16 protein-coding genes are annotated in these 25,398 nt (G+C 69.1%); 6 read left to right on the forward strand and 10 right to left on the reverse strand.

Annotation, left to right across the window (positions count from 1 at the left end):
- Positions 1-15: 15 nt before the first annotated feature.
- The 3 genes from U3649_RS13555 to U3649_RS13565 form a co-directional block, all read right to left on the reverse strand.
- On the reverse strand, positions 16-504 hold the full coding sequence (locus U3649_RS13555; protein WP_407351840.1) for an NUDIX hydrolase: 489 nt from the start codon (positions 502-504) through the stop codon (positions 16-18).
- Positions 505-605: 101 nt separating this feature from the next.
- Entirely contained in the window at positions 606-3,971 is a 3,366-nt protein-coding gene (locus U3649_RS13560) for a PAS-domain containing protein (protein WP_407351841.1), read from the reverse strand.
- A 235-nt stretch (positions 3,972-4,206) separates the two neighbouring features.
- Positions 4,207-6,447 carry a TonB-dependent receptor gene (locus U3649_RS13565; protein ID WP_407351842.1) on the reverse strand — a complete coding sequence of 747 codons (2,241 nt, stop codon included), beginning with the start codon at positions 6,445-6,447 and terminating at the stop codon, positions 4,207-4,209.
- Positions 6,448-6,624: 177 nt separating this feature from the next.
- Between U3649_RS13565 and U3649_RS13570 the strand changes: the two genes are divergently transcribed.
- The gene (locus U3649_RS13570) at positions 6,625-8,022 is read left to right on the forward strand and encodes a GntP family permease (protein ID WP_407351843.1); all 1,398 of its coding nucleotides are present in this window, start codon (positions 6,625-6,627) and stop codon (positions 8,020-8,022) included.
- Between the two features lie 258 nt (positions 8,023-8,280).
- On the opposite strand, the gene U3649_RS13575 is transcribed toward U3649_RS13570, so the two are convergent.
- On the reverse strand, positions 8,281-10,527 hold the full coding sequence (locus U3649_RS13575) for a glycoside hydrolase family 3 N-terminal domain-containing protein (RefSeq protein ID WP_407351844.1): 2,247 nt from the start codon (positions 10,525-10,527) through the stop codon (positions 8,281-8,283).
- A 250-nt stretch (positions 10,528-10,777) separates the two neighbouring features.
- Here U3649_RS13575 and U3649_RS13580 point away from each other — a divergent pair, with 250 nt between their 5' ends.
- From U3649_RS13580 to U3649_RS13600, 5 genes are all read left to right on the forward strand, one after another.
- Positions 10,778-11,197: a hypothetical protein gene (locus U3649_RS13580; protein WP_407351845.1), complete on the forward strand. Its 420-nt coding sequence runs from the start codon at positions 10,778-10,780 to the stop codon at positions 11,195-11,197.
- Between the two features lie 209 nt (positions 11,198-11,406).
- Complete coding sequence (locus U3649_RS13585; RefSeq protein WP_407351846.1) at positions 11,407-12,795, forward strand: HlyD family secretion protein; 1,389 nt, start codon at positions 11,407-11,409, stop codon at positions 12,793-12,795.
- Positions 12,792-14,939: a peptidase domain-containing ABC transporter gene (locus U3649_RS13590; RefSeq protein ID WP_407351847.1), complete on the forward strand. Its 2,148-nt coding sequence runs from the start codon at positions 12,792-12,794 to the stop codon at positions 14,937-14,939. Before U3649_RS13585 ends, U3649_RS13590 begins: the two co-directional genes overlap by 4 nt.
- Before the next feature lie 105 nt (positions 14,940-15,044).
- Positions 15,045-15,221 carry a hypothetical protein gene (locus U3649_RS13595; protein WP_407351848.1) on the forward strand — a complete coding sequence of 59 codons (177 nt, stop codon included), beginning with the start codon at positions 15,045-15,047 and terminating at the stop codon, positions 15,219-15,221.
- 57 nt (positions 15,222-15,278) lie between these two features.
- The gene (locus U3649_RS13600) at positions 15,279-16,532 is read left to right on the forward strand and encodes a hypothetical protein (RefSeq protein WP_407351849.1); all 1,254 of its coding nucleotides are present in this window, start codon (positions 15,279-15,281) and stop codon (positions 16,530-16,532) included.
- Positions 16,533-16,691: 159 nt separating this feature from the next.
- Here the strand turns inward: U3649_RS13600 and pnp are convergent, their stop codons facing one another.
- The 6 genes from pnp to nusA form a co-directional block, all read right to left on the reverse strand.
- Positions 16,692-18,800: a polyribonucleotide nucleotidyltransferase gene (gene pnp, locus U3649_RS13605; protein WP_407351850.1), complete on the reverse strand. Its 2,109-nt coding sequence runs from the start codon at positions 18,798-18,800 to the stop codon at positions 16,692-16,694.
- Positions 18,801-19,068: 268 nt separating this feature from the next.
- A complete protein-coding gene (gene rpsO, locus U3649_RS13610; RefSeq protein WP_407351851.1) occupies positions 19,069-19,329 on the reverse strand; it encodes a 30S ribosomal protein S15 in 261 nt (86 codons plus the stop codon).
- A 155-nt stretch (positions 19,330-19,484) separates the two neighbouring features.
- Entirely contained in the window at positions 19,485-20,444 is a 960-nt protein-coding gene (truB, locus tag U3649_RS13615; protein WP_407351852.1) for a tRNA pseudouridine(55) synthase TruB, read from the reverse strand.
- 224 nt (positions 20,445-20,668) lie between these two features.
- Complete coding sequence (gene rbfA, locus U3649_RS13620; protein ID WP_407351853.1) at positions 20,669-21,025, reverse strand: 30S ribosome-binding factor RbfA; 357 nt, start codon at positions 21,023-21,025, stop codon at positions 20,669-20,671.
- 119 nt (positions 21,026-21,144) lie between these two features.
- Entirely contained in the window at positions 21,145-23,745 is a 2,601-nt protein-coding gene (gene infB, locus U3649_RS13625; RefSeq protein WP_407351854.1) for a translation initiation factor IF-2, read from the reverse strand.
- Between the two features lie 140 nt (positions 23,746-23,885).
- On the reverse strand, positions 23,886-25,397 hold the full coding sequence (gene nusA / locus U3649_RS13630; protein WP_407351855.1) for a transcription termination factor NusA: 1,512 nt from the start codon (positions 25,395-25,397) through the stop codon (positions 23,886-23,888).
- Between the last annotated feature and the right edge of the window lies 1 nt (position 25,398).

The raw sequence follows: 25,398 nt of genomic DNA on the forward strand, positions 1-25,398 counted from the left end.
GACTGCCTGGCGCGATCAGATGCGCGAATACGTCCACGACAGCATGCCGCCGTCGCGATAGGGCATGACGCCGTGGAAGGCGCGCGGATCGGCGTCGAACACCAACGGCAGGAAATGGCGGTCGCCGTCCCATAGCGGCAGTTCCAGGATGCGTTCGACCGGCACCCATTCCAGCGTCCCCTCCGGGTTGCCGGCGAGCGGCGCGCCGCTGAAGCGCGTCACCAGGAACAGGAAACCGAACCAGTCCTCGCCCGCCTTGCCGAACCCGGGCCAGCTGATGGTGCCGCGCAGCTGCAGTTCCTCGCACTCGATGGCGGCCTCCTCGCGAATCTCGCGGCGCATCCCCGTGACCACGTCCTCGTCCGGATCGAGCTTGCCGCCCAGGCCGTTGTACTTGCCGAGATGGTGGTCGTCGTCGCGGGCGTTGCGATGGATCAGCAGCACCTCGCGGCGATCTGGCGACAACACGTAGCCGAGGGTGGCGACGATCGGGGTGTAGGGCATGGGCAGCGGGTGCGGGGGCGAAAGCGCGATTGTAGAGTGAAGGAAGCGAGGAACGAGTCAAAGCGGCTCCACTCGTTTTTCGTTCCTCGTTCCTGCCCCGCCTACGCACGGCTCGCCAGCAAGCGGTCCAGCACCGACTTCAGCGCCAACGGCCGCACCGGCTTGTTCAACAGCGCCAGTCCGTTGTCGAGCACGTCGCGGCGGACGCCGCTGCCGTCGTCGGCGCTCAGGATCAGCGTCGGCCGCGGCCCGAAACGCGCCGCGAGACGTGCATGCAGGCCGACCCCGGTGTCGCCGTCGTCGAGGTGGTAATCGAACAGCCACAGCGCCGCCGGATCGGCCTGCATCGCGTCCGCCGCGGCCGTGCCGCCGCCGGCGGCGGCGATCGTGCAGCCCCATCCGCGCAGCAGTCCGGCCAACGCCTGAAGCGCATCGGCATCGTTGTCGACCACCAGCACCCGAGTGCCCGGCAGCGCGGGGCGCGCGGTGCCCGACTGCGGCGCTGGCCGCGCCGGCAGCCGCGGCAGCGTGAGCGAGAACACGGTGCCGCGCCCGACTTCGCTGCGCAATCCCAGCGGCGCCGCCAGCAGCCGGGCGATCCGGTCGGCGATCGCCAGGCCGAGGCCGAGCCCCTGACCACCGACGCCTTCGCCGCGACGGAACTCCTCGAAGATCGGCGCGCGCTGCGGTGCCGGGATGCCCGGCCCGGTATCGTGCACTTCCACCCGCAACACGCCGCCGTCCCCGCGGCGCACGCCCAGCAGGATCGCGCCGGAACGAGTGTAGCGCACGGCATTGGCCAGGAAGTTCTGCAGCGCGCGGCGCAGCAGCTGCGGGTCGCTGCGCGTCCATGCACGGGTGGGCCGGTAACGGAAGCCCAGCCCCTGCTCCGAGGCCAGCGCGCGGAACTCCGACGCCAGTGGATCGAGCACCTCGGACAGCGGAAACTCGCGCGGTTGCGGCGCCAAACCGCCCGCCTCCAGCCGCGACATGTCGAACAGCCCGGTCAGCAGGCCGCTCGTGGAATCGAGCGCACCGCGGATCTGCCGCAACTGGCCGCGGCGGGACGCATCGTCGAGCTGCTGCGCGAGCGAGTCGGTGAACAGCTGCGCGGCATGCAGCGGCTGCAGCAGGTCGTGTCCGACCGCGGCGAGGAAGCGGCTCTTGGCATCGTTGGCGCGCTCGGCCTCGCGCCGCGCCTGGTCGAGGCTGGCGGTGCGTTCGGCCACGCGCTGCTCGAGGGTCTCGTTGGCGGTGCGCAGCGCGTGCTCGGTGCTGCGGAAGGCGGTCACGTCGGTGAAGGTGGCGACGAAGCCGCCGCCGGGCATCGGGTTGCCGCGGATTTCGACGGTGATGCCCTCGGCGGCGATCTCCTCGACAGCGCAGTCGCCGCGTGCGCCCGCATTGGGGAGCCGACGCTCGGCGACGTACGGCGTGCCCGCACGCATGTGTCGCAGGCGCTTGCGCACCTCGTCCTCGACCGACACCGTGCCGAGCAGGCCGCGACCGAGATTGAAGCGCACCAGGTCCGCCACCGGCACGCCCACGCGCAACAGGTCCGGCGCGTAGCCGAACAGTTCGGCGTAGCGCGCGTTCCAGGCCACCAGCCGCAGTTCGGCATCGACCACGCTGATGCCCTGGCTCATGTTCTCCAGCGCCGCTTCCAGCACGCGCTGGTTGAAGCGCAGGTCCTGCGATGCCTCGCCGACGATCGCGGCGACGGTGTCGAGGTCCGGCCCGGCCTCGCGCCGGGCCGCATCCAGCAGCAGCCGCGCCGAGGCGCTGCCGAGCACAGCCGACAGTTCCCGCTCCAGGCGCGATTCCAGCGCCGCCGGCACCGGGCCTTGGGCCGGGGCATCCTGCAGCAGCGCATCGACCACACGCCCGGGCAGGAACCGGCGCCCGGCATTGCGCAGCGTCCGCAGGTCGGCGCCCCGCCGCGGGCCGCGCCGTTCGCGCCGGTCCAGCGCCGCGACCAGCAGCGTGGCCAGCGTGCCGGTGAACAGCGTCGTGCCCACTGCGCGTCCCAGCCGGCTCCAGCCGGTCAGCCCGAACAACGCATCCGGCGCCAGCCAACCCAGCCCGAGCGGGCCCGCGGCCAGCCACATGGCGTCGGCCCGTGCGAATGCCGGCACCAGCATCACCCAGGCCCAAACCGCGAACGCCGCCAGCACCCCGGTGGTCGCCGCGCGCGCGGAGGTCTGCGGCCGCCACACCGCGAACGCCAGCGCCGGCGCCAGCGTCGCCAGCGCCGAGAACGACACCGCGCCGATGTCCGCCAGCGCATCGCTGTCGCCCACCAGGCGGCTGTAGGCCCAGGCCAGCAGCATGATCACGACGATGCCCGCGCGCCGCAGCAGCAGCAGCCCGCCGCGATGATCGTCGCCCTGCCCGCGCGACCACGCCCCGCGCAGCAGGCCCGGCGCGAACCAATGGTTGCCGATCATCAGGCTCAGGGTCAGGGTGCTGACGATCACCATGCCGGTCGCCGCGCTCAACCCGCCGAGGAACGCGAACAGCGCGATCCCCTCCCCGCCCTGCGACAGCGGCACCGCCAGCGCGTACATGTCCGACGGCACGCGATCGCCGAGCAATGCCATGCCGGCATGCGCCAGCGGCAGGCCTGGGATCGCGATCAGCAGCAGGTACAGCGGGAACTGCCAGCGCGCCGTGCGCACGTCGCGTTCGTCGCGGCACTCCACCACCGCGACGTGGAACTGGTGCGGCAGGATGAACATCGCCAGCCCGCCCAGCAGGACCAGCGGCACGAAGCCGCCGACGTCCTGCGGCGGCGGCGGCGGCACGTTCGGCAACGGATCCAGCGCGAACCAGACGAACGCCCCCAGCGCCAGCATCGCCGCCAGCTTGAACAGCGACTCGAACGCCATCGCCAGCACCAGGCCGCGGTTGTGCTCGGCGGCGCTGGCGCGGCGGGTGCCGAACAGCATGGTGAACAGCGCCATCGCCAGCGCCACGTACAGCGCGCTGTCGCGCCAGGGCGGTACGTCGGCAAGATCGCTGACGACGGTCCCGGTGAGCGTGGCGAAGCTCATCGCCACCGCCTTGAGCTGCAATGCGATGTAGGGGATCAGCCCGAGCGCCGCGACCAGGGTGATCGTGGCCGCCAGCCACGCGTCCTTGCCCAGGCGGGTGGCGATCAGGTCGGCCAGCGAGGTCGCGTTGCTCTCGCGGGCCAGCCGCACCAGCCGCGTCATGAAGGCGAACGCCACCGTGTAGAACACGATCGCGCCGAGAAAGGTCGGCGGCAGCGGCCAGCCGTAGCGCGCCGCCTGGGTGACGGTGCCGTAGAAGGTCCACGAGGTGCAGTGCACCGCCAGCGACAGCGCGTACACGTGCCGCCAGTGCTTCGCGAACACGCCCGGGTGCCGCTCGCCGAACAGCGCCGCGGCGAACATCAATCCCAGCCACAGGCCGGCCGCGAGCACCACCACGCCGACGCTCAGCATCGGCGCCGCCTGGCCTGATCGGTCCCCCGCCCCATACTGCGCCGGCCTGTGCTCATACCGCGACGAGAATAGCAGCGGGCCGCGGTCAGGCTATCCTCGGGCACGGACCACGCGGTGTCGTGACTCCCGTCGCTCCCACAGTTGGAGACCGGGCCGGCGGCCGACCACAACGCTTGCGGCGCCAAAATGGCTGCGGACGGAAAACGGCACGGCCCGTCGGCCGTGCCGCGCAGGATCAGAAGTTGTACCGCACCGACACGTACCAGTTGCGCGGCCACCCGTAGTAGGCGGTCTGGATGTTGCCCACGCTGGCGAACTCCTGGCCCTCGACCTTGTAGGTCTCGTCGGTGAGGTTGCGCACCCCGCCGCGCACCTGCCAGACGTACTGCGGCGAGTCCCAGACCCCGTACAGGCCGACCAGGGTGTAGCCGTCCTGCGACAGGCTGTCGCGGTTGTCGACCGAGAGCCAGGTGCGGCTGCGGTAGGAGACGTCGCCGCCGACGCTGACCATGCCGCCGTTGCCGAGCGGGAACCCCTGCTGCAACGCGATGCGTGCGGTCCAGTCCGGCGAGAACGGCACGTGGTCGTGGCTGACGCTGGGATCGTAGCCCGGGTAGTCGGGATCCAGGCGGAAGTCGTCGAAGCGCTTGTACTGTGCGTCCATCCAGCCGAGCTGTCCGCTCAGCGTGGTGTTCCGCCCCAGCAGGGCGACGCCCTCGAACTCGATGCCCTTGATCTCCAGCTCCGCGGCGTTCAACACCGGAAAGGTGCCGACGTCCTGGGAGACGCGCGCCTGGAAGTCCGAGTAGTCGCTCCAGAACGCGGCCACGTTGCCGCGCAACCGGTTATCGGCCGAATTCGCCTTCAGGCCGAGTTCGTAGGTCCAGACGAACTCGGGATCGAACTCCGGATTGGCGGCATCGGAGGCGGTGTTGGCGCGGCCGTTGAAACCGCCGGACTTGAAGCCGCGGTTGGCCGAGACGTACCCCATGAGGTCGTCGCTGAAGGCCTTCTGCAGGCTGACGGACGGCGTCACCGCGGTCCAGCTCCTTTTCGCGCTGAACGCCACGGTCTCGTTCAGCCCCTCGAAGGGAGCGCCCCAGAACGTGCTGGTGCTGCGATCGTAGTCCTTGCTGTCGCGCGTGTAGCGCAGGCCGGCGGCGAGGGTCCAGGTCGGCACGAACTCCCAGTTGGCGTGCGCGAACGCCGCGACGCTCTCGGTCGACAGGTCGTCGCCGATGGTGCGCAGGAAGGAGATCGGCGTGCCGGCCAGCGCGAACAGGTCGTCGGCGTAGGCTTCCTGGTACGAGGGCACGTTCTCCTTCATGTAGTACGCGCCGAAAGTGGCCTGCAGGTTGCCCCCGTTGTCGTACAGCAACTGGAACTCCTGGCTCACCTGGTCCTGGTCGAGCGCCACCAGCACGTCGCCGAGCTCGTACTCGGAAGCATCGATGTCGATGAAGGAGTTCGTCTCCAGCTCGCGATAGCCCGTGATGCTGCGCAACGTCCATTGCCGGTCGAGGTCCCACTCCATCGCCAGCGAGGCACCGGAGTGCTTCAGGTCCTGGCCCTGTCCCGGCGCGAACGAGGTGCGCGCGGTGAAATCGAACTCGCCCGTCGGCGCCGGCAGCAGCACCACCGGGCCGAGTGCGAGATCGGTCTGGATCAGCGGCGCGGTAGGCCGGCCCATGGACAGCGCCGCATCCTGCTTCGTGTGGTCGAGCGACAGCGTCGCCCGGAAGCCTTCGCCGGGCTGGAACGCCAGCTTGGCGCGCAGGGCGCGGGTATCGTCATCGTTGTAGTAGGCGCCGCTGTCGCGATCTCGGATGAAGCCGTCGTGATTGAGCCAGGCGCCGGCCACGCTGGCGGCGACCGTGTCGCTGAGTTGCCCGGAGACGTAGAAACGACCCTCGGCGCGTCCATGGTCGCCGCCTGCGAGCTCGACCGCCCCGCCGGCGTCGTCGAACGGGTTCTTGGTGGTGACCTTGATCGCGCCTCCGGTGGAGTTCTTGCCGTAGAGCGTGCCCTGCGGGCCTCGCAGCACCTCGACCTGCTGCACGTCGAACAGCGAGAACAGCGCGCCGTTGATGCGCGAATAGTAGATGTCGTCCACGTACAGGCCCACGCCGGGGTCGAAGGTCTGCAGCGCATCGGGCTGGCCGATTCCGCGGATGAAGGCGTTGACGCTGTTGGCCGAGCCGCGGCCCTGCACGATGTTGAGATTCGGAACGGCGCCCTGCAATCCATCGATGCTGTTGGCCTGCAGGTCCTTGAGCTGCTCCTCGCCGAAGGCGCTCACCGCCACCGGCACGTCCTGCAGCGACTCGCTGCGGCGGCGGGCGGTGACGACGATCCCGTCCAGCGTGGTGGCGTCGACCTGCGCCGCGGGGCGGGCGGGTGCAGCCTCTTCCTGGGCATGCGCCGCGAACGCCATCATGCTCATTGCGACCGCGATGCTCAGTGTGCTGCGCTTCATTGGTTTCCCCTCTGTCGGTCCCGCGGATGCGTCTGCGGCTACGCCGCGCCCGGCCACCATGGGCCACGCGGCAAGGCTAGGGCGACCTCCCGGCGCCGGCACTTGTACCTTCGGACAATGGGCCCGGAACCGGGCCGCCGGGACACTGGCGGGGCCGCCCTCTCCAACGGAACCGCAATGGCCCTGCTGATCGTGCTCGGCGCGCTGAGCTTCCTGATGGTCGTCGCCTATCGCGGCCACAGCGTGATCCTGTTCGCGCCGGCGGCGGCGATGGGCGCGGTACTGCTGACCGATCCCTCCCTGGTGGCGCCGATGTTCACCGGCCTGTTCATGGAGAAGATGGCCGGTTTCCTCAAGTTGTACTTCCCCGTGTTCCTGCTCGGCGCGGTGTTCGGCAAGCTGATCGAGCTGTCCGGCTTCTCCAAGTCGATCGTGGCCGCGACCATCCGCCTGTTCGGGCCGAGGCGTGCGCTGCTCTCGATCGTGGTGGTCTGCGCGCTGCTCACCTACGGCGGGGTGTCGCTGTTCGTGGTGGTGTTCGCGGTCTATCCGTTCGCCTCGGAACTGTTCCGCCAGAGCGAGATCCCCAAGCGCCTGATCCCCGGCACGATCGCGCTCGGCGCGTTCACCTTCACCATGATGGCGCTGCCGGGCACGCCGCAGATCCAGAACATCATCCCGACCGCGTTCTTCGGCACCGACTCGTGGGCGGCGCCGGTGCTGGGCACGGTCGGCTCGGTGTTGATCTTCGCCTTCGGCATGCTGTACCTGGAATGGCGCCGGCGCCGCGCCGCGGCCGCCGGCGAGGGCTACGGCACCGAATTGCGCAACGAGCCCGAGGCCTTCATCGGCGGGCAGCTCCGGCACCCGCTGCTGGCGCTGTCGCCGCTGGTGCTGGTGGGCGTGGCCAACAAGCTGTTCACCGTGCTGATCCCGCGCCTGTACGGCGACAGCCACGCGTTCGTGCCGGCGGTGATGGGCGAGGCCGCGCCGGTGGTGCAGGAGGTCTCGCGGGTGACGGCGATCTGGGCCGTGCAGGGCGCATTGCTGGTCGGCATCCTCAGCGTGCTGCTGCTGGCCTGGAAACCGGTCACCCGGCGATTCGCCGAGGGCACCCGCGCGGCCATCGGCGGCGCGTTGCTGGCGTCGATGAACACGGCGTCCGAGTACGGTTTCGGCGCGGTGATCGCGGCGCTACCCGGCTTCCTGATGGTGGCCAATGCGCTCAACGGCATTCCCGACCCTCTGGTCAACGAGGCGGTCACGGTGACCGCGCTGGCCGGCATCACCGGCTCGGCCTCGGGCGGCATGGGCATCGCGCTGGCGGCGATGTCGGAGAGCTTCGTCGCCAACGCCGAGGCCGCCGGGATCCCGATGGAGGTCCTGCACCGGATCGCGGCGATGGCCTCCGGCGGCATGGACACGCTGCCGCACAACGGCGCCGTGATCACCCTGCTCGCCGTCACCGGGCTCAGCCACCGCCAGTCGTACGGCGACATCTTCGCGATCACCGTGATCAGCACGCTGACGGTGTTCGCGGTGGTCGGACTGTATTACCTGACCGGCTGGGTGTAACGCGAGGCTTGCTCCGCAGTCCCGGGCTCCGGCGCCGACAAAGCGGGCTCCGCTCTACGCGGTGGCTCCGGCTTGTCGGGAGAGCCGCTCGGTCGGGCTTTCGCGCTTATGGCCTGCCAGATTGCCACCTCGTGGGAGCGACTTGTGGGAGCGACGAAGTCGCGACGCCTTTCCGCCCGCGAGCGTCGCGACTTCCGTCGCTCCCACGGCTTGTTTGCCGGAAACCGGCCGGCCGAGGTGGTCGAGTCCGACCGCCGGTCAGTCCGCCATCACCTCGAACGTGGTCTCGATGGTCTCGGCCGAACTGCCGCCGGCGAACACGGTGAACGTCCCGGGTTCCACCACCGGGCGCAGGTCGGCGTCGAGCAACGCCATGGCTTCGGGCTCCAGCCGGAACCGCAGCGTGCGGCTTTCGCCCGGCTGCAACGTCACGCGCTGGAAGCCGCGCAGCTCCTTCACCGGGCGGGTGAAGCTGGCGACATCGTCGCGCAAGTACAGCTGCACGACCTCGTCGCCGGCGCGGCGGCCGGTGTTGATGACCGTGACCTCCACGTCGACCGCTTCGCCACGTCCGATGCGCGGCGTCTTCACCCGCAGGTCGTCGTAACGGAAGGTGGTATAGGTCAGTCCATGCCCGAACGGATACAGCGGCGTCCAGTGCACGTCGAGGTACTTCGAGGTGTACTTGTCCTTCGCATCGGGCGGGCGCCCGGTGTTCTTGTGGTTGTAGTGGATCGGCACCTGGCCGACGTTGCGCGGGAAGGTCACTGGCAGCTTGCCGCTCGGGGCGTGGTCGCCGAACAGCACGTCGGCCAGCGCGTTACCGGCTTCCACGCCCGGGAACCACGCCATCAGGATCGACGGCACGTTCTCGTGCAGCCAGTTCACCGACAGCGGACGGCCGCCGAACAGCACCGCCACCACCGGCTTGCCGGTCGCCTGCACCGCCTGCGCCAGCCGCTGCTGGACGCCCGGCAGGTCCAGCGTCGTGCGGTTGTTGGCCTCGGCGCTCATCTCCTGGTCCTCGCCGAGCATCAGGATCACCGCGTCGGCCTCGCGGGCGACGCGCACCGCCTCGTCAATGCCGGACGTGTCGTCGCCGTCGATCTCCGCGCCCTCGGCATGCAGCACGCGCACGTCCGGCCCGAGCGCGGTGCGGATGCCGTCCAGCGGTGTGACCGCATCCTCGGGACGGCCTGCGGCAGCCCAGTTGCCCAGCATCTGCCGGCGGTCGTCGGACAGCGGACCGATCACCGCCACGGTGCGCAGCCGCTTCGACAGCGGCAGGGTGCCGCCGTCGTTCTTCAGCAGCACGAACGACTTGCGCGCCATGTCGCGCGCGGCATCGCGATGGGCCGGCGTGAGCGTCATCGCCGCCTCGCGCGCAGCGTCGCTGTAGCGGTACGGATCGTCGAACAGCCCGAGCCGGTGCTTGGCGCGCAGCACGCGGCGCACAGAAGCATCGACGAAGGCTTCGTCCAGGCGGCCGTCGCGCACCGCCTCCGCCACGTCTTCGAGGTAGATGCCGCTGACCATGTCGATGTCGACCCCGGCCTCGAGCCCGAGGAGGCCGGCATCGGTGCGGGTCGCGGCGACGCCGTGGGGCATCAGTTCCTGGATCGCGTTGTAGTCGCTGACCAGGACGCCGTCGAACCCCCACTGCCCGCGCAGCAGCGTCTCGATCAGCGGCCGATGGGCGTGCATCGGCACGCCGGCGACCTCGTTGAACGCCGGCATGATCGACTGTACCCCGGCGTCGACGGCGGCCTTGAACGGCGGCAGGTAGATCTCGTGCAGGGTACGTTCGGATACGTCGACGGTGTTGTAGTCGCGGCCACCCTCGGCGCCGCCGTAGGCGACGAAATGCTTGGCGGTGGCGAGCATCGTGTCGGGCGCGGCGAGATCGCCTCCCTGGAAGCCGCGCACGCGCGCCTCGGCCATCCGCGAACCCAGGTACGGATCCTCGCCCGCGCCCTCGACGATCCGTCCCCAGCGCGGGTCGCGCGCGATGTCCACCATCGGCGCGAACGTCCAGTGCAGCCCGTGCGCGGTCGCTTCCACCGCAGCGATGCGCGCGGCGTTCTCCACCGCCCCTGGGTCGAAGCTCGCCGTCTCCGCCAGCGGCACCGGGAAGATGGTGCGAAAGCCATGGATCACGTCGTGCGCGAACAGCAACGGAATGCCGAGACGCGATTCCTCCACCGCCACCTGCTGCATCCGGCGGCTGTAGTCGGCGCCGTAGACGCCCAGGAACGAGCCCACCTGCCCCTGCCGGATCTGCGCCTCGCCCCCCTCCGGCACGCGCGGGCCGGTGTCGCTGCCGCGGCCGCGGTACTGGGTGAGCTGGCCGAGCTTCTCTTCCAGCGTCATCCGCGCCAGCAGCGCTTCGACCGCCGCATTCTCGTCGCCCGGGACCGGATCGGAGGCCACCGTCTGCCCCAGCGCCAACGCCGGCAACAACAGCACCAGCCCGAACAGCACCCGACCCGCACGCCACGCTTTCATCGACACGCCTCCAACAAAAGGGGCACCATGCTAGCAGCAGCATCGAGCGCTTCGCGTTGTTTTTCGCGTTGTTTGCGGAGCGGTGATTCGGATCGGTCGGATCGCAAGGCGCGATGTAACGTTTCAGCGCATATTGGCGTGGCGCCTGGAACACCGTTCTGCGCCGTTGGTCAAAACCTGGCCAATGCCCTCAACGGTATATTCGGGATGCCAGGAGCTCCTGGCGACTCAAGGATAAGGATAGGGCCTCATGAATACCCAAGGATCGAATGCATTCAAGGTCACGATCTGTACAGCGCTTCTGTTGACATCCGGCTTGGTCGGCACGGCCATGCCCAACAAGGCGGAAGCGCAGCCTGCGTCACCCTTCCTGTACTGCTTTGTCAGTCCCAACAGCCAGCCTGGCGGCCCGCTCGGCTTGTGCTCGTCGCAATATCCCAGCGCATCCTATTCCGCTTCGTTTTCGGTCCAGAACCTGCCTGCTGGCACCTACAGTTTCGTCTGGACCAACGAAATCGGCCAGGTACTCCCATGCACCTGGAGCAGCTGCACCGTCAACTACCTCGGCGGCATGATGATCAGCGACGTCATCTACGTGAATTATACGAACACGACGACCGGGGCGTCGAACACGCTGTCCCGGGCAGTCGCGATCAACGGTCCTTACTGACGACCGATTTTCGTGGAGCACAAGAAAAAGCGGGCCGAGCCCGCTTTTTTCTTGCCGCGAAAGAGTTGCCGCTCACTCCGCCGGCACGTCTACGCATTCTTCCACGGCCTTCATCGGCGGATTGATGCGATCCTCGCCGCTCCACTGCGGCCGTGACGACGGTCTTCCCGTCAGCCGGCAGCCGCAACGCGGGAATGCGATCGCCTATGATGTCCGTCCTGCCAGTGGAGGTCGGCCCCAGCCGTGATGGAGGCACTGCACAGCACGCGCCGGACCCGCACGCCATCGGCGCCGGCACGCGACCCCGCGCGGAGCTGATGCCGCGCATGGTCGAAGGCCTGTTCCGCGACGAGGTGCTGGAAGCCCGCAGGCAGGACTGGCTCGGCAGCGTGCACCTGTCGACGTCGAGGCTGGGTTGGCCGATGGCCGCGGTCGCGGCCCTGGCGGTGATCACGCTGACGCTGATCCTCGCCTTCGGCAGCTACACCAGGAAGGAGCGCGTGCACGGCCGGCTGGTCCCGGTCGGCGGCCTGCAGACGGTGGCCGCACCGGCCGCGGGCGTGTTGACGCGGCTCCTGGTCGAGGAAGGCCAGGCGGTGAGCCCAGGGCAGCCACTGCTGGAGATTTCCCCGGACATCGACACGGCGCTGCCCGGCGGCGCGGTCGGCGAACAGGTGGCGATGGGATTGGAACGCCAGCGCGATCGCCTACGGCAGGACCTCGTCGAACTGGTGGCCTCGCAGGCGCAGCAGGAGGCCGCGCTGCGCGCGCGGATCGGATCGCTGCAGCGGCAGCTCGCTTCCGCCGCAGCGGAACTCGAGGTCAGGATCCGGCAGGCGGCCGGCGCCCGGCGCATGCTGGAGCGCATCCGGCCGCTCCAGGGGGAGAGGATCGTCAGCGACGTGCAGGTCCAGCAATACGAGGAGCTGGCGCTGAACGCCGAGGCGCAGCGCCAGCTCGCGGAGCGAAACCGGCTCGATCTCGATCGCCAGCTCGCCGACGCCCGCCAGGCACTGGAAGCACTGCCGCTGCGCAGCGGAGAGCGGCGCAGCACGATCGAGCGGGCGCTCGCGGACGTCGCCCAGTCCTCGGCGCGCAATCAGGCGCAGCGCTCGGTACTCGTGCGCGCGCCCGGTCGCGGCATCGTCTCGGGGCTGGCGGCGGACGCAGGCCAGGCGGTCTCCGAACGCCAGCGCCTGCTGTCGATCATGCCGGCGGACGCCGAGCTCCGCGCCGAACTCTGGGTGCCGTCGCGCGCCATCGGGACGCTGGCGCCCGGCGGCCGGGTCGCGATGCGCTACCACGCCTTCCCTTATCAGACCTTCGGCCAACAGTACGGGCGCATCGTCGAGGTGGCCGGCAGCGCGCTCGGCCCGGATGAGGTACGGGCGCGGACCGGCATCGATCCGGGCGCTCCGGCCTACCGGGTGCTGGTCGCGCCGGACCGACAGCACGTGCCGGCCGGGAACCGTACCCTCGCGCTGCGCGCCAGCATGGCCCTGGACGCGGATTTGCTGCTCGAGCGCCGTCGCCTGTACCGGCTGATCCTCGCGCCGCTCGACGGCGCCCGTTCCGACCCGCCGCCGGAGACGCCATGAGCCTGCGCATCGACGGCGCGACGAAGCACCGGCTGCCGGTGATCCAGCAGAACGAGATCGCCGAGTGCGGCCTGGCCTGCCTGGCGATGGTCGCGCGCTACCACGGCCATGATGTCGACCTCGCCGGCCTGCGGCGGCGCTTCCCCGTCTCGCTCAAGGGCGTCGGACTGGCGCGACTGATCTCGGTGGCCGGCAGCCTGGGATTCGATACCCGGCCGCTGCGCGTGGAGATCGGCCACCTGCGCGATATCCGCACGCCGTGCATCCTGCACTGGAACCTCAACCATTTCGTCGTTCTCCGGGCGGTCCGCGGCGATCGGGTCGACATCCACGACCCCGCACGCGGAGCGGTCACGATGTCGCTGCGGGAGTTCGGCCGTCATTTCACCGGCGTCGTCCTCGAACTGGCGCCGTCGCCGAACTTCGCCCCCGTCCGCGAGCGTCGGCGCGTGTCGATGCGCGCCCTCGCCGGCCAGGTGTTCGGCCTGCGCCGCGCCGCGGTACAGGTTCTCCTGCTCGCCCTGGCGCTGGAACTGTTCACCCTGGCGCTGCCGCTGGCGCTGCAATGGGTGATCGATCTGGTGCTGGTCTCCGCCGATCTCGGGCTGCTGACCCTGCTCGGGATCGGCTTCACCGTGGTGGTGCTGTTCCAGGCCGCGATCGCGATCATGCGCGGCTGGGTCGTCGCCGACCTCGGCGCCTCGCTGAATGCGCAGTGGATCGCCAATCTCTTCGGCCACCTGCTACGGCTGCCGCTCGATTTCTTCGAGAAGCGCAGTGTCGGCGGCGTGTTGTCGCGCTTCCTCTCCGTGCAGTCGATCCAGCAGACCCTGACCGGCAGCTTCATCGAGGGCATCCTCGACGGCCTGACCGCGCTGCTGGTGCTGGCGCTGCTGTTGCTCTACAGCCCGCCGTTGACGCTGCTGGTCCTGGCGGCGTTCGCGCTGTACACGCTGCTGCGCTGGGTCAGCTACCGCCGGCTGCAGCAGCTGAAGGAGGAGCAGCTGGTCCATATCGGCCGCCAGCAGAGCCAGATGATCGAATCGATCGAGGGCGTGCAGACGATCAAGCTGGGCAACCGGCAGGCCGAGCGCCGGGCACGGATGGCCAACGCCACCATCGAGGTCGCCAACCGCGAGGCGGCGATCAACCGCGTCACCGCCACGTTCTCGGCACTCTCGAAGCTGATCTTCGGCCTGCAGCGCATCGCATTGATCTGGATCTGCGCGTGGCTGACGCTGCGCGGCCAGTTCACCGCCGGCATGCTGGTGGTGTTCGTGGCCTACGCCGAACTGTTCGCCACCCGCGGCGGTGGCCTGATCGACAAGCTGGTCGAACTGCGCCTGCTCGGCATGCACGGGGCGCGCATCGCCGACATTGCGCTGGAGCCGCCCGAGGCACACGTGGAAACCGGCTATGCCGGGCCGGCGCCGAGGCCGCGCATCGAGGTCGAAGGGGTGGGTTTCCGCTACGCGGAGGACGACCCCTGGGTGCTGCGCGACTGCACGTTCGACATCGAGCCCGGCGAATGCGTGGCCATCGTCGGCCCGTCCGGCTGCGGCAAGACCACCCTCGCCAAGCTGCTGCTCGGCCTCATGCATCCCGCCGAGGGCAGCATCCGCATCGACGGCATCGACATCGAGCGCTACGGCCTGGCCCGCTACCGCGACCATTTCGGCGCGGTGATGCAGGAGGATACGTTGTTCGCCGGCTCCATCGCCGACAACATCGCGTTCTTCGATGCCGAAGCCAGCGCGGAGCGGATCGAGGCCGCCGCGCATGCGGCGCAGATCCACGAGGACATCATGGCCATGCCGATGGGATACGAATCGCTGGTCGGCGACATGGGCTCCTCGTTGTCCGGCGGCCAGAAACAGCGCGTGCTGCTGGCGCGCGCGCTGTACCGCGAACCCGCCATCCTCCTGCTCGACGAGGCCACCAGCCACCTGGACGTGGCGCGCGAGCGTGCGATCAACGCGCGTATTTCCGCGATGGCGATCACACGCATCGTGATCGCGCACCGGCCCGAGACGATCCGCAGCGCGGACCGGGTGATCGCCCTGAACGGCGGTCGCATCGTCGAGGCGGACGCGCGTGAAGGGATCGAGGCAGATGAACCATCCACGGCCGAACGTTCGAACTAAGACGGCGGTAACAGACCTCCGCGTGCGTTCGGCTAGCATCGGAACGCATGCCGAAGCCGGAACGGCGCAGAAATTCCGGCCACCGTTCCCAACCGAGGAGTTCCCATGAAGCATCAAGTCGAGAAGGTAAACGCCGATACGACCGACGTCGCGCGTCCGTTCGCGCGCCAGGTCGCACGCGAACTCACCCAGGACGAGATCGCCGCCATCGCCGGCGGCAAGGGCGACACCACCCATGCGACCGGGCCCAACGGCGACGACCCGTCGGATCCCGGCATCTGACACACCGCCGGCCGACAAGGCGGAGCGGCCAATGCGACGGCTGCATCCGCCCTGTCGATGGATCAGCAACCCATTGCACGCCTCGCTTCGCGCGAGGCGTGCATTCGTCTGGGTCGCGTAATTCCTGAAGCAACCGTCGCGACTTCCGTCGCTCCCACAAGCAAGGCTCCCGCCCGTCCACGCCCCGCCCCGCCCATGCTCGCTCGATCCCCGCTGATCCTCTCCGCCCTCCGTCACGACATTCACGCCGCCGCCGTCTGTTGGGGACTCCGCAAGCAAGGGGCCGCGCCGGTCTGGATCGAGTCCTGGGCCGATCCAGGCATGGCGCCGCTGTCGCTGCACTGCGACGCCTCCGGGCTGCGGGCGAACGGGGGGCCGGCCGATCCTGGCGTCTCCAGCGTCTGGTTCCGCCGGCCTCGCGCCCCGGAATCATTTCCGGGCGCGCTGGAGGCGGACCTGCCGTTCCTGCGCAACGAATGGGGGCGCTTCGTCAACAACGTGCATGCCCTGGCGGGGGAACTCGGCGGCCCGCTGTGGGTCAACTCCCCCTCGGCGGCAATCGATGCCGAGAACAAGATGGTGCAGCTGCGCGCCGCACGGCGCGCCGGCCTGCGCTTTCCCGCCACGCTGATGTCGTCGGACCCGGCGGAGATCAGGCGCTTCGTCGGCGCCCACCAGCGCGTGGTGTACAAGCCGTTCCAGACCCATACCTGGCTGGACGCCGCAAGCGGGAAGATGTTCAGCACCTATGCGCGCATCGTCGACGCGGAGATGCTGCGCGACGACGCCAGCCTTCGCCAGTGCCCGGGCATCTATCAGGCGGTGGTCCGCAAACGACATGACGTGCGGGTCACGCTGATCGGCGACCGGGCCTTTCCGGTACGACTGGATACGCCGCCGCAGGACGATTTCATCGACTGGCGGATCGCCTCGCTCGCCGACACGATGCGGGCCAAGCCCGCGGAACTGTCGACCGCCATGCTGGCGGGACTGCAGCGGCTGATGCGCGAACTCGGCATCGTGTTCGGCTGCGTCGACCTGGCGATCGACGCGGCGGGCGATGCACATTTCCTCGAGGTCAACCAGGCAGGCCAGTTCCTGTTCCTGGAACAGGCGGTGCCGGCGATGCCGATGCTGCAGGCGATGTGCGCGATGCTGGCGCAGGGCCGCACCGACTACTCGCCGGAATCGATCGACGGCGTGAACTTCGCCGATTATCTCTCGAGCGACGAACACCAGCACTGGTGGGAACGCGTCGGCGGCGGAATCAAGGGCAAGGACGGGGCGATCCCCGGCGTCAGCGTGGAGTGACGGCCCTTCGATTTCGAATGTGCTTGAGGCCGGCAACAAACAGCGGACCCCCGGCCACTGACGCGTCGTCGCGCTTCCATCACCACGCATCGGGAGCGGCCACGAAAAAAGCGGGCCGTGGCCCGCTTTTTTCTGTTCCGGAGATGGAGGCGGCACGAATTACTCCGCCGAAACGCCCTCGCCCTCTTCCACGGCTTTCATCGACAGGCGGATGCGGCCCTGCTTGTCGACTTCCAGCACCTTGACCTTGACCACGTCGCCTTCCTTGAGCTTGTCGGAGACCTTCTCCACGCGCTCGCTGGAGATCTGCGAGACGTGCACCAGGCCGTCCTTGCCCGGCAGGATCGTGACGAACGCGCCGAAGTCCATGATCTTGACGACCTTGCCCTCGTAGATCCGACCCGGCTCGACGTCCGAGGTGATCTGCTCGATCCGGTCCTTGGCGGCCTGCGCGGCGGCGGCGTTGACCGAGGCGATGACGATGGTGCCGTCGTCCTGGATGTCGATCTGGGTGCCGGTCTCCTTGGTGATCGCCTGGATCGTGGAGCCGCCCTTGCCGATCACCTCGCGGATCTTGTCCGGGTGGATCTTCAGGGTCAGCAGGCGCGGCGCGTATTCGCTCAGCTCGCTGCGCGGCGCGGTCAGCGCGTTGGCCATCTCGCCGAGGATGTGCTGGCGGCCGCGGTTGGCCTGCGCCAGCGCGACCTTCATGATCTCCTCGGTGATGCCCTGGATCTTGATGTCCATCTGCAGCGCCGAGATGCCGTTGGCGGTGCCCGCCACCTTGAAGTCCATGTCGCCGAGGTGATCCTCGTCGCCGAGGATGTCGGACAGCACCACGAACTCGTCGCCTTCCTTCACCAGGCCCATGGCGATGCCGGCCACCGGCGCCTTGATCGGCACGCCGGCGTCCATCAGCGCCAGCGAGCTGCCGCAGACCGAAGCCATCGAGGAGGAACCGTTCGACTCGGTGATCTCGGAAACCACGCGGATGGTGTACGGGAACTCCTCCATCGTCGGCATCACCGCCAGCACGCCGCGCTTGGCGAGGCGGCCGTGGCCGATCTCGCGGCGCTTCGGGCCCATCATGCGGCCGGCCTCGCCGACCGAATAGGGCGGGAAGTTGTAGTGGAACAGGAAGTGCTCCTTGTACTCGCCGCCGACGGCGTCGATCACCTGGCCGTCGCGCGCGGTGCCGAGGGTGGTGACCACGATCGCCTGGGTCTCGCCGCGGGTGAACAGCGCCGAGCCGTGGGTGCGCGGCAGGATGCCGACCTTGCTGCTGATCGGGCGCACGGTGTCGAGCGCACGGCCGTCGATCCGGACCTTGGTGCTGAGCACGGCGTTGCGCAGGGTCTGGTATTCGAGTTCGCCGAACTCCTTGGACAGGTCCGCGGTGTCCCAGCCGTTGGCGTCGATCTGCGGTGCCAGCGACTCGAGCACGTCCTTCTTCAGCGTTGCGATCGCATCGCGGCGCTGCAGCTTGTCGCGGATCTGGAACGCCTGCTCGAGGCGGTCGCCGATGGCGGTCTTCAGCGCCGCGACCATCGAGCCGTCGCGCGCCGGCGGCTGCCAGTCCCACTTTGGCTTGCCGGCCTCTGCGACCAGCTCGTTGATGGCGTCGATCGCCACCTGCATCTGCTGGTGGCCGAACATCACCGCGCCGAGCATCACGTCCTCGGAGAGCTCCTTCGCTTCCGACTCGACCATGAGCACCGCGTCCTTGGTGCCGGCGACCACCAGTTCGAGGTCGCTGTCCTGCAACTCGCTGGCGGTCGGGTTGAGCAGGTACTCTCCGTTCCTGTAGCCGACCTTGGCGGCACCGATCGGCCCCTGGAACGGGCAGCCGGTCAGCGCCAGCGCCGCGGACGCGCCGATCAGCGCCGGGATATCGCCGTCGACCTCCGGGTTCAGCGACATCACCGTGGCGACGATCTGCACTTCGTTGCGGAACTCGTCCGGGAACAGCGGGCGGATCGGGCGGTCGATCAGGCGCGAGATCAGCGTCTCCTTCTCGGTGAGGCGGCCTTCGCGCTTGAAGAAACCGCCCGGGATGCGGCCGCCGGCGTAGAACTTCTCCTGGTAGTCGACCGTCAGCGGGAAGAAGCTCTGCCCTTCACGCGCGGTCCTGGCGGCGACCGCCGCCACCAGCAGCGTGGTTCCGTCCATCGACACCATGACGGCGCCGCCTGCCTGGCGGGCGATCTCGCCGGTCTCGAGGGTCATGGTGCGGCTGCCGTACTGGAAGCTCTTGGTAACTTTCGACACGTTTGATTTCCTTGGATCTCTTTACGATGAACCGGGCGGGACCCCTGTCCAGACCGGGCGGCCGCTTGGCGGCGCAGGAGGGTGACTGACGGGAACGGGCATCCGGCCCATTCCGATCGATACCGCCGCAGACCTCGTCCGACGCGGTTGAACGGTCCGGGGGGATCCCCGTTCCGCGCGTGGCATCCTTGCACCGCGGTGCTGGCAACGGCCGAAGGCCGCAAAAACAAAACCGCGGCGCATCGCTGCGCCGCGGCGTGGGTATCGGTCAGCGACGCAGACCGAGCTTTCCGATCAGAGCCTTGTAGCGCTCGGCATCCTTGCGGTGCAGGTAGTCGAGCAGGCTGCGGCGCTGGTTGACCATCTGCAGCAGGCCGCGCCGGCTGTGATGATCCTTCTTGTGCGTCTTGAAGTGCTCGGTGAGGTGCGCGATGCGCGCGGTCAGCAGCGCGACCTGGACTTCCGGGGAACCGGTGTCGTTGTCGCCGCGCTTGTGCTCGTTGATGATTTCGCTGGTGTCGATGGACATGTGTCGCCTCGGTGATGCGCGGCCTGCAGGAACGGCGCACCGTGCCGGTTGGCACGGGCGAAGCACCGCATGGCCCGCCGCTTGCTGGAATGAATGCGTGAAATGCTTGGGAAAAGCCGCGAAATTGTAACCTCTGGCCGCCCTTGCGACAAGGCTCAGTGCGGCCCTGGCGGCTGGCCGCAGGCCCAGGCGAACAGCCGCTGCGGCCGGAGCCGCCCGGCCTCGTCGACCTGCCCCAGCCCGAGCGCACGCCCGGCGCGATCGAAGGCCGCCACCGCGCCGCGTGCCGCGAACCCCCCGTCCACGCCCTGGCCGTACGCGAGCCGGTGGGCCTGCTCCTCGTTCAGGACCACCATCGGCCAGGCGGTCATGCCGGCCTCGACCGGCAGCAGGCAGGCATCCAGGCAGTGGCGGCCGCGTTCGGCCAGCGCCTGCAGCGCTTCCAGGGTCCACAGCCGGGGATCCCTGAACGGGTCCACCCACAGCCGCCGCAGTTCGGCAACGTGGGCGCCGCATCCCAGCGCCTCGCCGAGATCGCGCACCAGGCTGCGCACGTAGGTGCCCGATCCGCATTCCACGTGCAGCCGCAGCAGCGGCTCGCCGCCGTCGAGCAAGTCCGCCGCCGACCGCAACTCGAAGGCGTGGACGTCGACCTCGCGCGGCTCGACCTCGATCGCTTCCCCGCGCCGCGCCTTGGCGTACAGCGGCTCGCCGCCGCGCTTGAGCGCCGAATACACCGGCGGGCGCTGCAGGATCCGGCCGGTCAGGCCGGTCAGCGCTCGGTCGACGGCGGGGATGTCCAGCAGCGGCACCGGCCGCTCGCGCAGCGGTTGCCCCTCGGCGTCGTCGGTGTCGGTGACGACGCCCAGCCTGGCCACGGTGTCGTAGGCCTTGCGCGCCCCGAGCAGTCCGCCGGCGATCTTGGTCGCCTCGCCGAAGCACACCGGCAGCAGGCCGGTCGCCAGCGGGTCGAGGCTGCCGGTGTGTCCGGCCTTCTCCGCCTGGAACAGGTGGCGGACGCGCTGCAGCGCCTGGTTCGAGCTCAGCCCGCGCGGCTTGTCGAGCAGCAGGATGCCGTCGAGCTTGCGAAAGCGTGTACGTGGCCGACGGGTCATCTATTCATTGTAGTGGGCGGGACTCGGGACCCGGGACAGGGAATGGGACCGCGAACTAGGAAGCCTCATGTTCGGTCATCCCGGCGAAAGCCGGGATCCAGCTTCACGTGCCCGAAAGGCTGGATCCCGGCTTTCGCCGGGATGACGGTGCGGGCATTTCAGTTGCCGACTGCCGACTATCGGGCCGGATATCGAACGCCAGCCGTCATTGCCGGCTATTGGCCTCAGGACGCGTTCCCGCCGTGGTCATCGCGCAGCAGGTTGTCGATCCGCTCGCCACGATCGACCGAGTCGTCGTAGTGGAAATGCAGCTCCGGCACGTGGCGCAGGTTCACCGCGCGCGCCAGCCGGAAGCGGATCTCGCCGGCGATCTCGCGCAGGCCCTTCACCGCCTCGCCGGAGCGCTCCGCCTGCAGCGCGGTGACGAACACCTTGGCGTGCGCCAGGTCGCGCGTCACCTCCACGTCCGACACGCTGACCGACGGCAGTCCATGCTCCTGCACGGCCGCGCGCACCAGCGCGCCCAGCTCGCGGCGGAGCTGGGCGGAAACGCGGTCGGTGCGTGAAAATGACTTCGTCATTTTGGTGATTCGCAATTCGTGATTCGATAACGGCAACGGCAAGGTGCGGATGACTCGGGAGACGCGCCGCGAACCGCTCTTGCGAATCACGAATCACCAATCCCGAATCACGCGGACCCTTACAGGGTCCGCTGCACCTCAATCCGCTCGAAGCATTCGATCTTGTCGCCCGGCTTGACGTCGTTGTACGCCTTCACGCCGATGCCGCACTCGGTGTTGACGCGCACCTCGTCGACGTTCTCCTTGAAGCGCCGCAGCGACTCCAGCTCGCCTTCGAAGATCACCGTGTCGTCGCGCAGCACGCGGATCGGCTTGCTGCGCTTGACCACGCCCTCGACCACCATGCAGCCGGCGACCGCACCGAACTTGGAGCTGCGGAACACGTCGCGGACCTCGGCAGTGCCGATGATCTCCTCGCGGATCTCCATGCCGAGGATGCCCGAAGCCACCTGCTTCACCTGGTCGATCACGTCGTAGATGATCGAGAAGTAGCGCAGGTCGAGACCGTTGCTCTCGATCACCTTGCGCGCGGAGGCGTCGGCGCGGACGTTGAAGCCGATGATCGTCGCCTTGGCCGCGGCCGCGGAGTTGGCGTCGGACTCGGTGATGCCGCCGACGCCGGAGACGATGATGTTGATGCGGATCTGCTCGTTCGACAGCGCGGTCAGCGCCTGCCGCAGCGCCTCGGCGGAACCCTGCACGTCGGCCTTGATCACCAGGTTGAGCGACAGCTGCTGCTCGCTCTGGCCCATCTGCGCCATGATGTCTTCCATGCGGTTGCCCGCCGCCTGCACCAGGCGCGTCTCGCGACGCTTGGCCTCGCGCTGCTGCGCGACTTCCTTGGCCAGGCGCTCGTCGTCGACGACCACGAAATCGTCGCCGGCGTCCGGCACGCCCGACAGGCCGAGCACCTGTACCGGAATCGACGGGCCGGCGCTGTCCACCGGCTGGCTGTTCTCGTCGAACAGCGCGCGCACGCGGCCGAACTGCACGCCGCAGACCAGGTAGTCGCCCTTGTTCAGCTTGCCCTGCTGCACCAGCACGGTCGCCACCGGGCCGCGGCCCTTGTCGAGCGACGACTCGATGACGGTGCCGACGGCGCGGCCTTCCGGCGGCGCGCGGAGCTCGAGCACCTCGGACTGCAGCAGGATCGCGTCGAGCAGGTCGTCGATACCCTGGCCGGTCTTGGCCGAGAGCTCGACCATCTGGATGTCGCCGCCGAACTCCTCGGCCACGACGTCGTGCGTGAGCAGCTCGTTCTTGATCCGGCCGGGATCGGCATCGGACTTGTCGATCTTGTTGATCGCGACGATCAGCGGCACGTTCGCGGCGCGCGCGTGCTGGATCGCCTCGATCGTCTGCGGCATCACGCCGTCGTCGGCCGCGACCACCAGCACCACGATGTCGGTGAGCTTGGCGCCGCGCGCGCGCATCGACGTGAACGCGGCGTGGCCGGGCGTATCCAGGAAGCTGACCACGCCCTTGTCGGTCTCGACGTGGTAGGCGCCGATGTGCTGGGTGATGCCGCCGGCCTCGCCGGAGGCGACCTTGGTGCGGCGGATGTGGTCGAGCAGCGAGGTCTTGCCATGATCGACGTGGCCCATGATCGTGACCACCGGCGGGCGCGCTTCGCCCTCGCCCTGGGCCGCGCCCATGTGGGCGATCAGCTCGCTCTCGGCGTCGTCGCTCTCGGCGCGGACCGCCTTGTGGCCGAGTTCCTCGACCACCAGCACGGCGGTGTCGTGGTCGATGGTCTGGGTGATGGTCGCCATGACGCCCATCTTGAACAGGGCCTTGACCACGTCCCCGCCCTTCATCGCCATCTTCTGCGCGAGATCGGCCACGGTGATCGCGTCGCCGATCGGCACCTCGCGCACCACCGGCGCGGTCGGCCGGGCGAAGCCGTGCTGGCCGCCGCCGGTGCGCGCCTGTTCCACCTGGCGCCTGGACTTGGGCTTGCGCACGGTCGAACGGCGCGCTCGCTCGGAGGCGCTCAGGTGCAGCTGGCCGGCGAAGCGCGCGGCGGCGCCGTCGTCGTCCTCGACGCCCGCGACCATCGCGTGCGAGCCGCGGTGGTGCTTCTGCTTGTGTCCGCTGCGGTCGTCGCGCGCGGCGGCCGGCTTCGGATGGCCGTGGCCGTGGCCGGGCTTGCGCGCGGCGGCGGGCTCTTCCTCGACCGGCGCGACCGCTGCGGCGGCCAGCTCGGCCTCCTTGCGCAGGCGCTCGGCCTCGGCCTCTTCCGCACGCTTGCGCTGCTCGGCTTCCTCGGCGCGGCGCTGGTCGGCCTCGGCCAGGCGCTGCTGTTCGGACAGGTTGCGCTGCCGCGACTCCTCGAGCTTGCGCAGGATCTCGGCGCGCTCGTCGTCGACCGGCGTGCCGCTGTCCCGGGCCGCTTCTTCCTCGGTCGGCTTGACCAGGGTGACCTTCTTGCGCACCAGGACGTCGACGGTGGTGCGGTTCTTGCCGCCACCGACCGTCAGCTCCTGCTTGCGGCTGCGGTTGAGCGTGATCTTCTTCGGCGCAAGGCTCTCGTCGGCGGCCTTGTCGGCCTTGCCGTGGGTCCGGCGCAGGAAGCCGAGAAGCTTGACCTTCTCGGTGCTGGTCACGACCTGGTCGGGATCGCTGAACGGCATGCCGGCCTCGGCCAGCTGCTCCAGCAGTTTCTCGACCGGCGTGTTCACCAGTGCGGCCAGCTTGCGGATCGTGGTTTGTTGCGACATTCGGGTTCCGGTTCCTTGGGCGTCGGCGAAACCGCCGCGCTGTGGATTGAGCCAATTGTACCGTTTGCTGACGGACGCTTCGGGCCGGGGGCCGGGAGGCGTCGTCGGCCTCCGGCGCTCAACCCGCGTTTGACGCCATCTCAGGCCTCCCGCTCGAGGCGGGCGATCTCCTCGGCGCGAGCGGCGAGGATCAGGGCGGCCGCACGCTCCTCGTCGAGGCCTTCGATGCCCAGCTCCATCAGCTCGTCGGTGCCGAGGTCGGACAGGTCCTCGCTGCTGCGCACGCCGTGCGAGGCGAGCGCGTAAGCGGTGGTGTCGTCCATGCCTTCCAGCGCCAGCAGGTCCTCGGCCGGCGCGTTCTCGTCGAGCTCTTCCTCGACCGCCAGCGCGTCGTTGAGCAGGGCGTCGCGGGCGCGGGCGCGCAGCTCCTCGACGATGTCCTCGTCGAAGCCCTCCACCGCCAGCAGCTCGCCGACCGGCACGTACGCGATCTCCTCGACCGTGCTGAAGCCTTCCGAGACCAGGATGCCGGCGATTTCCTCGTCGACCTCGAGCTTCTCCTGGAACAGCTCGCGCGCCGCGATCTGCTCGGCCTCGGACTTGGCGGTCACCTGGTCCTGGGTCATCACGTTCAGCTGCCAACCGGTCATGCGGCTGGCCAGGCGCACGTTCTGGCCGCCCTTGCCGATCGCCTTGGCCAGCAGCTCCTCGGCCACCGCCAGGTCCATCGAGTGCTTCTCCTCGTCGACGATGATCGACTGCACCTCGGCCGGCGCCATCGCGTTGATCACGAACTGCGCCGGGTTGTCCGACCACAGCACGATGTCGACGCGCTCGCCGTTGAGCTCGTTCGACACCGCCTGCACGCGCGAGCCGCGCATGCCGATGCAGGCGCCGATCGGATCGGTGCGGTTGTCGTAGGCCACCACCGCGATCTTGGCGCGGTCGCCCGGGTCGCGCGCGCAGGCCTTGATCTCGACCAGGCCCTGGCCCACTTCCGGCACCTCGAGCTTGAACAGTTCCATCATGAATTCGGGCGCGGCGCGGCTGATGAACAGCTGCGGGCCACGCGGCTCGCTGCGCACGTCGTAGAGATAGCCGCGGATGCGGTCGCCGGCGCGGACCACGTCGCGCGGGATCGCCTTGTCCTTGGGGATGAACGCTTCCGCGTTCCCGCCCAGGTCGACGTAGACGTTGCCGCGCTCGACGCGCTTGACGATGCCGGTGACCAGTTCGCCGACGCGGTCCTTCCAGGCATCGACCACCTGCGCCCGCTCGGCCTCGCGCACGCGCTGCACGATCACCTGCTTGGCGGCCTGCGCGGCGATGCGTCCGAACTCGGCGTTCTCGATCGGCTCCTCGATGTAGTCGCCGACCTCCACGCCCTCGGCCTCGTCGACCGCGTCCATCAACCGGATCTGGCGATGCGGCGACTCCATCACCACATCGTCGGCCACGACCTCCCAGCGGCGGAAGGTCTGGTAGCTGCCGTCCTTCGGGTCGATCGCGACGCGCGTGAGCACGTCCTCGTCGTGGTAGCGCTTCTTGGCGGCGGTGGCCAGCGCCGCCTCCATCGCCTCGAGGATCACCGATTCCGGCACGCCCTTCTCGTTGGCGACCGCGTCGACGACCATCAACAGTTCCTTGCTCATT

The organism is Luteimonas sp. R10, assembly GCF_045689605.1.
In the GTDB taxonomy this organism is placed as follows: Bacteria; Pseudomonadota; Gammaproteobacteria; order Xanthomonadales; family Xanthomonadaceae; genus Luteimonas.

Excerpts from the sequence above, each read along its gene's own strand:
- U3649_RS13555 (WP_407351840.1), bottom strand. The coding sequence starts at position 504 with ATGCCCTACACCCCGATCGTCGCCACCCTCGGCTACGTGTTGTCGCCA.
- U3649_RS13575 (WP_407351844.1), bottom strand. The coding sequence starts at position 10,527 with ATGAAAGCGTGGCGTGCGGGTCGGGTGCTGTTCGGGCTGGTGCTGTTG.
- rbfA (WP_407351853.1), bottom strand. The coding sequence starts at position 21,025 with ATGACGAAGTCATTTTCACGCACCGACCGCGTTTCCGCCCAGCTCCGC.
- U3649_RS13590 (WP_407351847.1), top strand. The coding sequence starts at position 12,792 with ATGAGCCTGCGCATCGACGGCGCGACGAAGCACCGGCTGCCGGTGATC.
- U3649_RS13565 (WP_407351842.1), bottom strand. The coding sequence starts at position 6,447 with ATGAAGCGCAGCACACTGAGCATCGCGGTCGCAATGAGCATGATGGCG.
- U3649_RS13560 (WP_407351841.1), bottom strand. The coding sequence starts at position 3,971 with ATGCTGAGCGTCGGCGTGGTGGTGCTCGCGGCCGGCCTGTGGCTGGGA.
- U3649_RS13580 (WP_407351845.1), top strand. The coding sequence starts at position 10,778 with ATGAATACCCAAGGATCGAATGCATTCAAGGTCACGATCTGTACAGCG.
- truB (WP_407351852.1), bottom strand. The coding sequence starts at position 20,444 with ATGACCCGTCGGCCACGTACACGCTTTCGCAAGCTCGACGGCATCCTG.
- rpsO (WP_407351851.1), bottom strand. The coding sequence starts at position 19,329 with ATGTCCATCGACACCAGCGAAATCATCAACGAGCACAAGCGCGGCGAC.
- U3649_RS13570 (WP_407351843.1), top strand. The coding sequence starts at position 6,625 with ATGGCCCTGCTGATCGTGCTCGGCGCGCTGAGCTTCCTGATGGTCGTC.
- U3649_RS13600 (WP_407351849.1), top strand. The coding sequence starts at position 15,279 with ATGGATCAGCAACCCATTGCACGCCTCGCTTCGCGCGAGGCGTGCATT.
- nusA (WP_407351855.1), bottom strand. The coding sequence starts at position 25,397 with ATGAGCAAGGAACTGTTGATGGTCGTCGACGCGGTCGCCAACGAGAAG.
- U3649_RS13595 (WP_407351848.1), top strand. The coding sequence starts at position 15,045 with ATGAAGCATCAAGTCGAGAAGGTAAACGCCGATACGACCGACGTCGCG.
- infB (WP_407351854.1), bottom strand. The coding sequence starts at position 23,745 with ATGTCGCAACAAACCACGATCCGCAAGCTGGCCGCACTGGTGAACACG.
- U3649_RS13585 (WP_407351846.1), top strand. The coding sequence starts at position 11,407 with ATGTCCGTCCTGCCAGTGGAGGTCGGCCCCAGCCGTGATGGAGGCACT.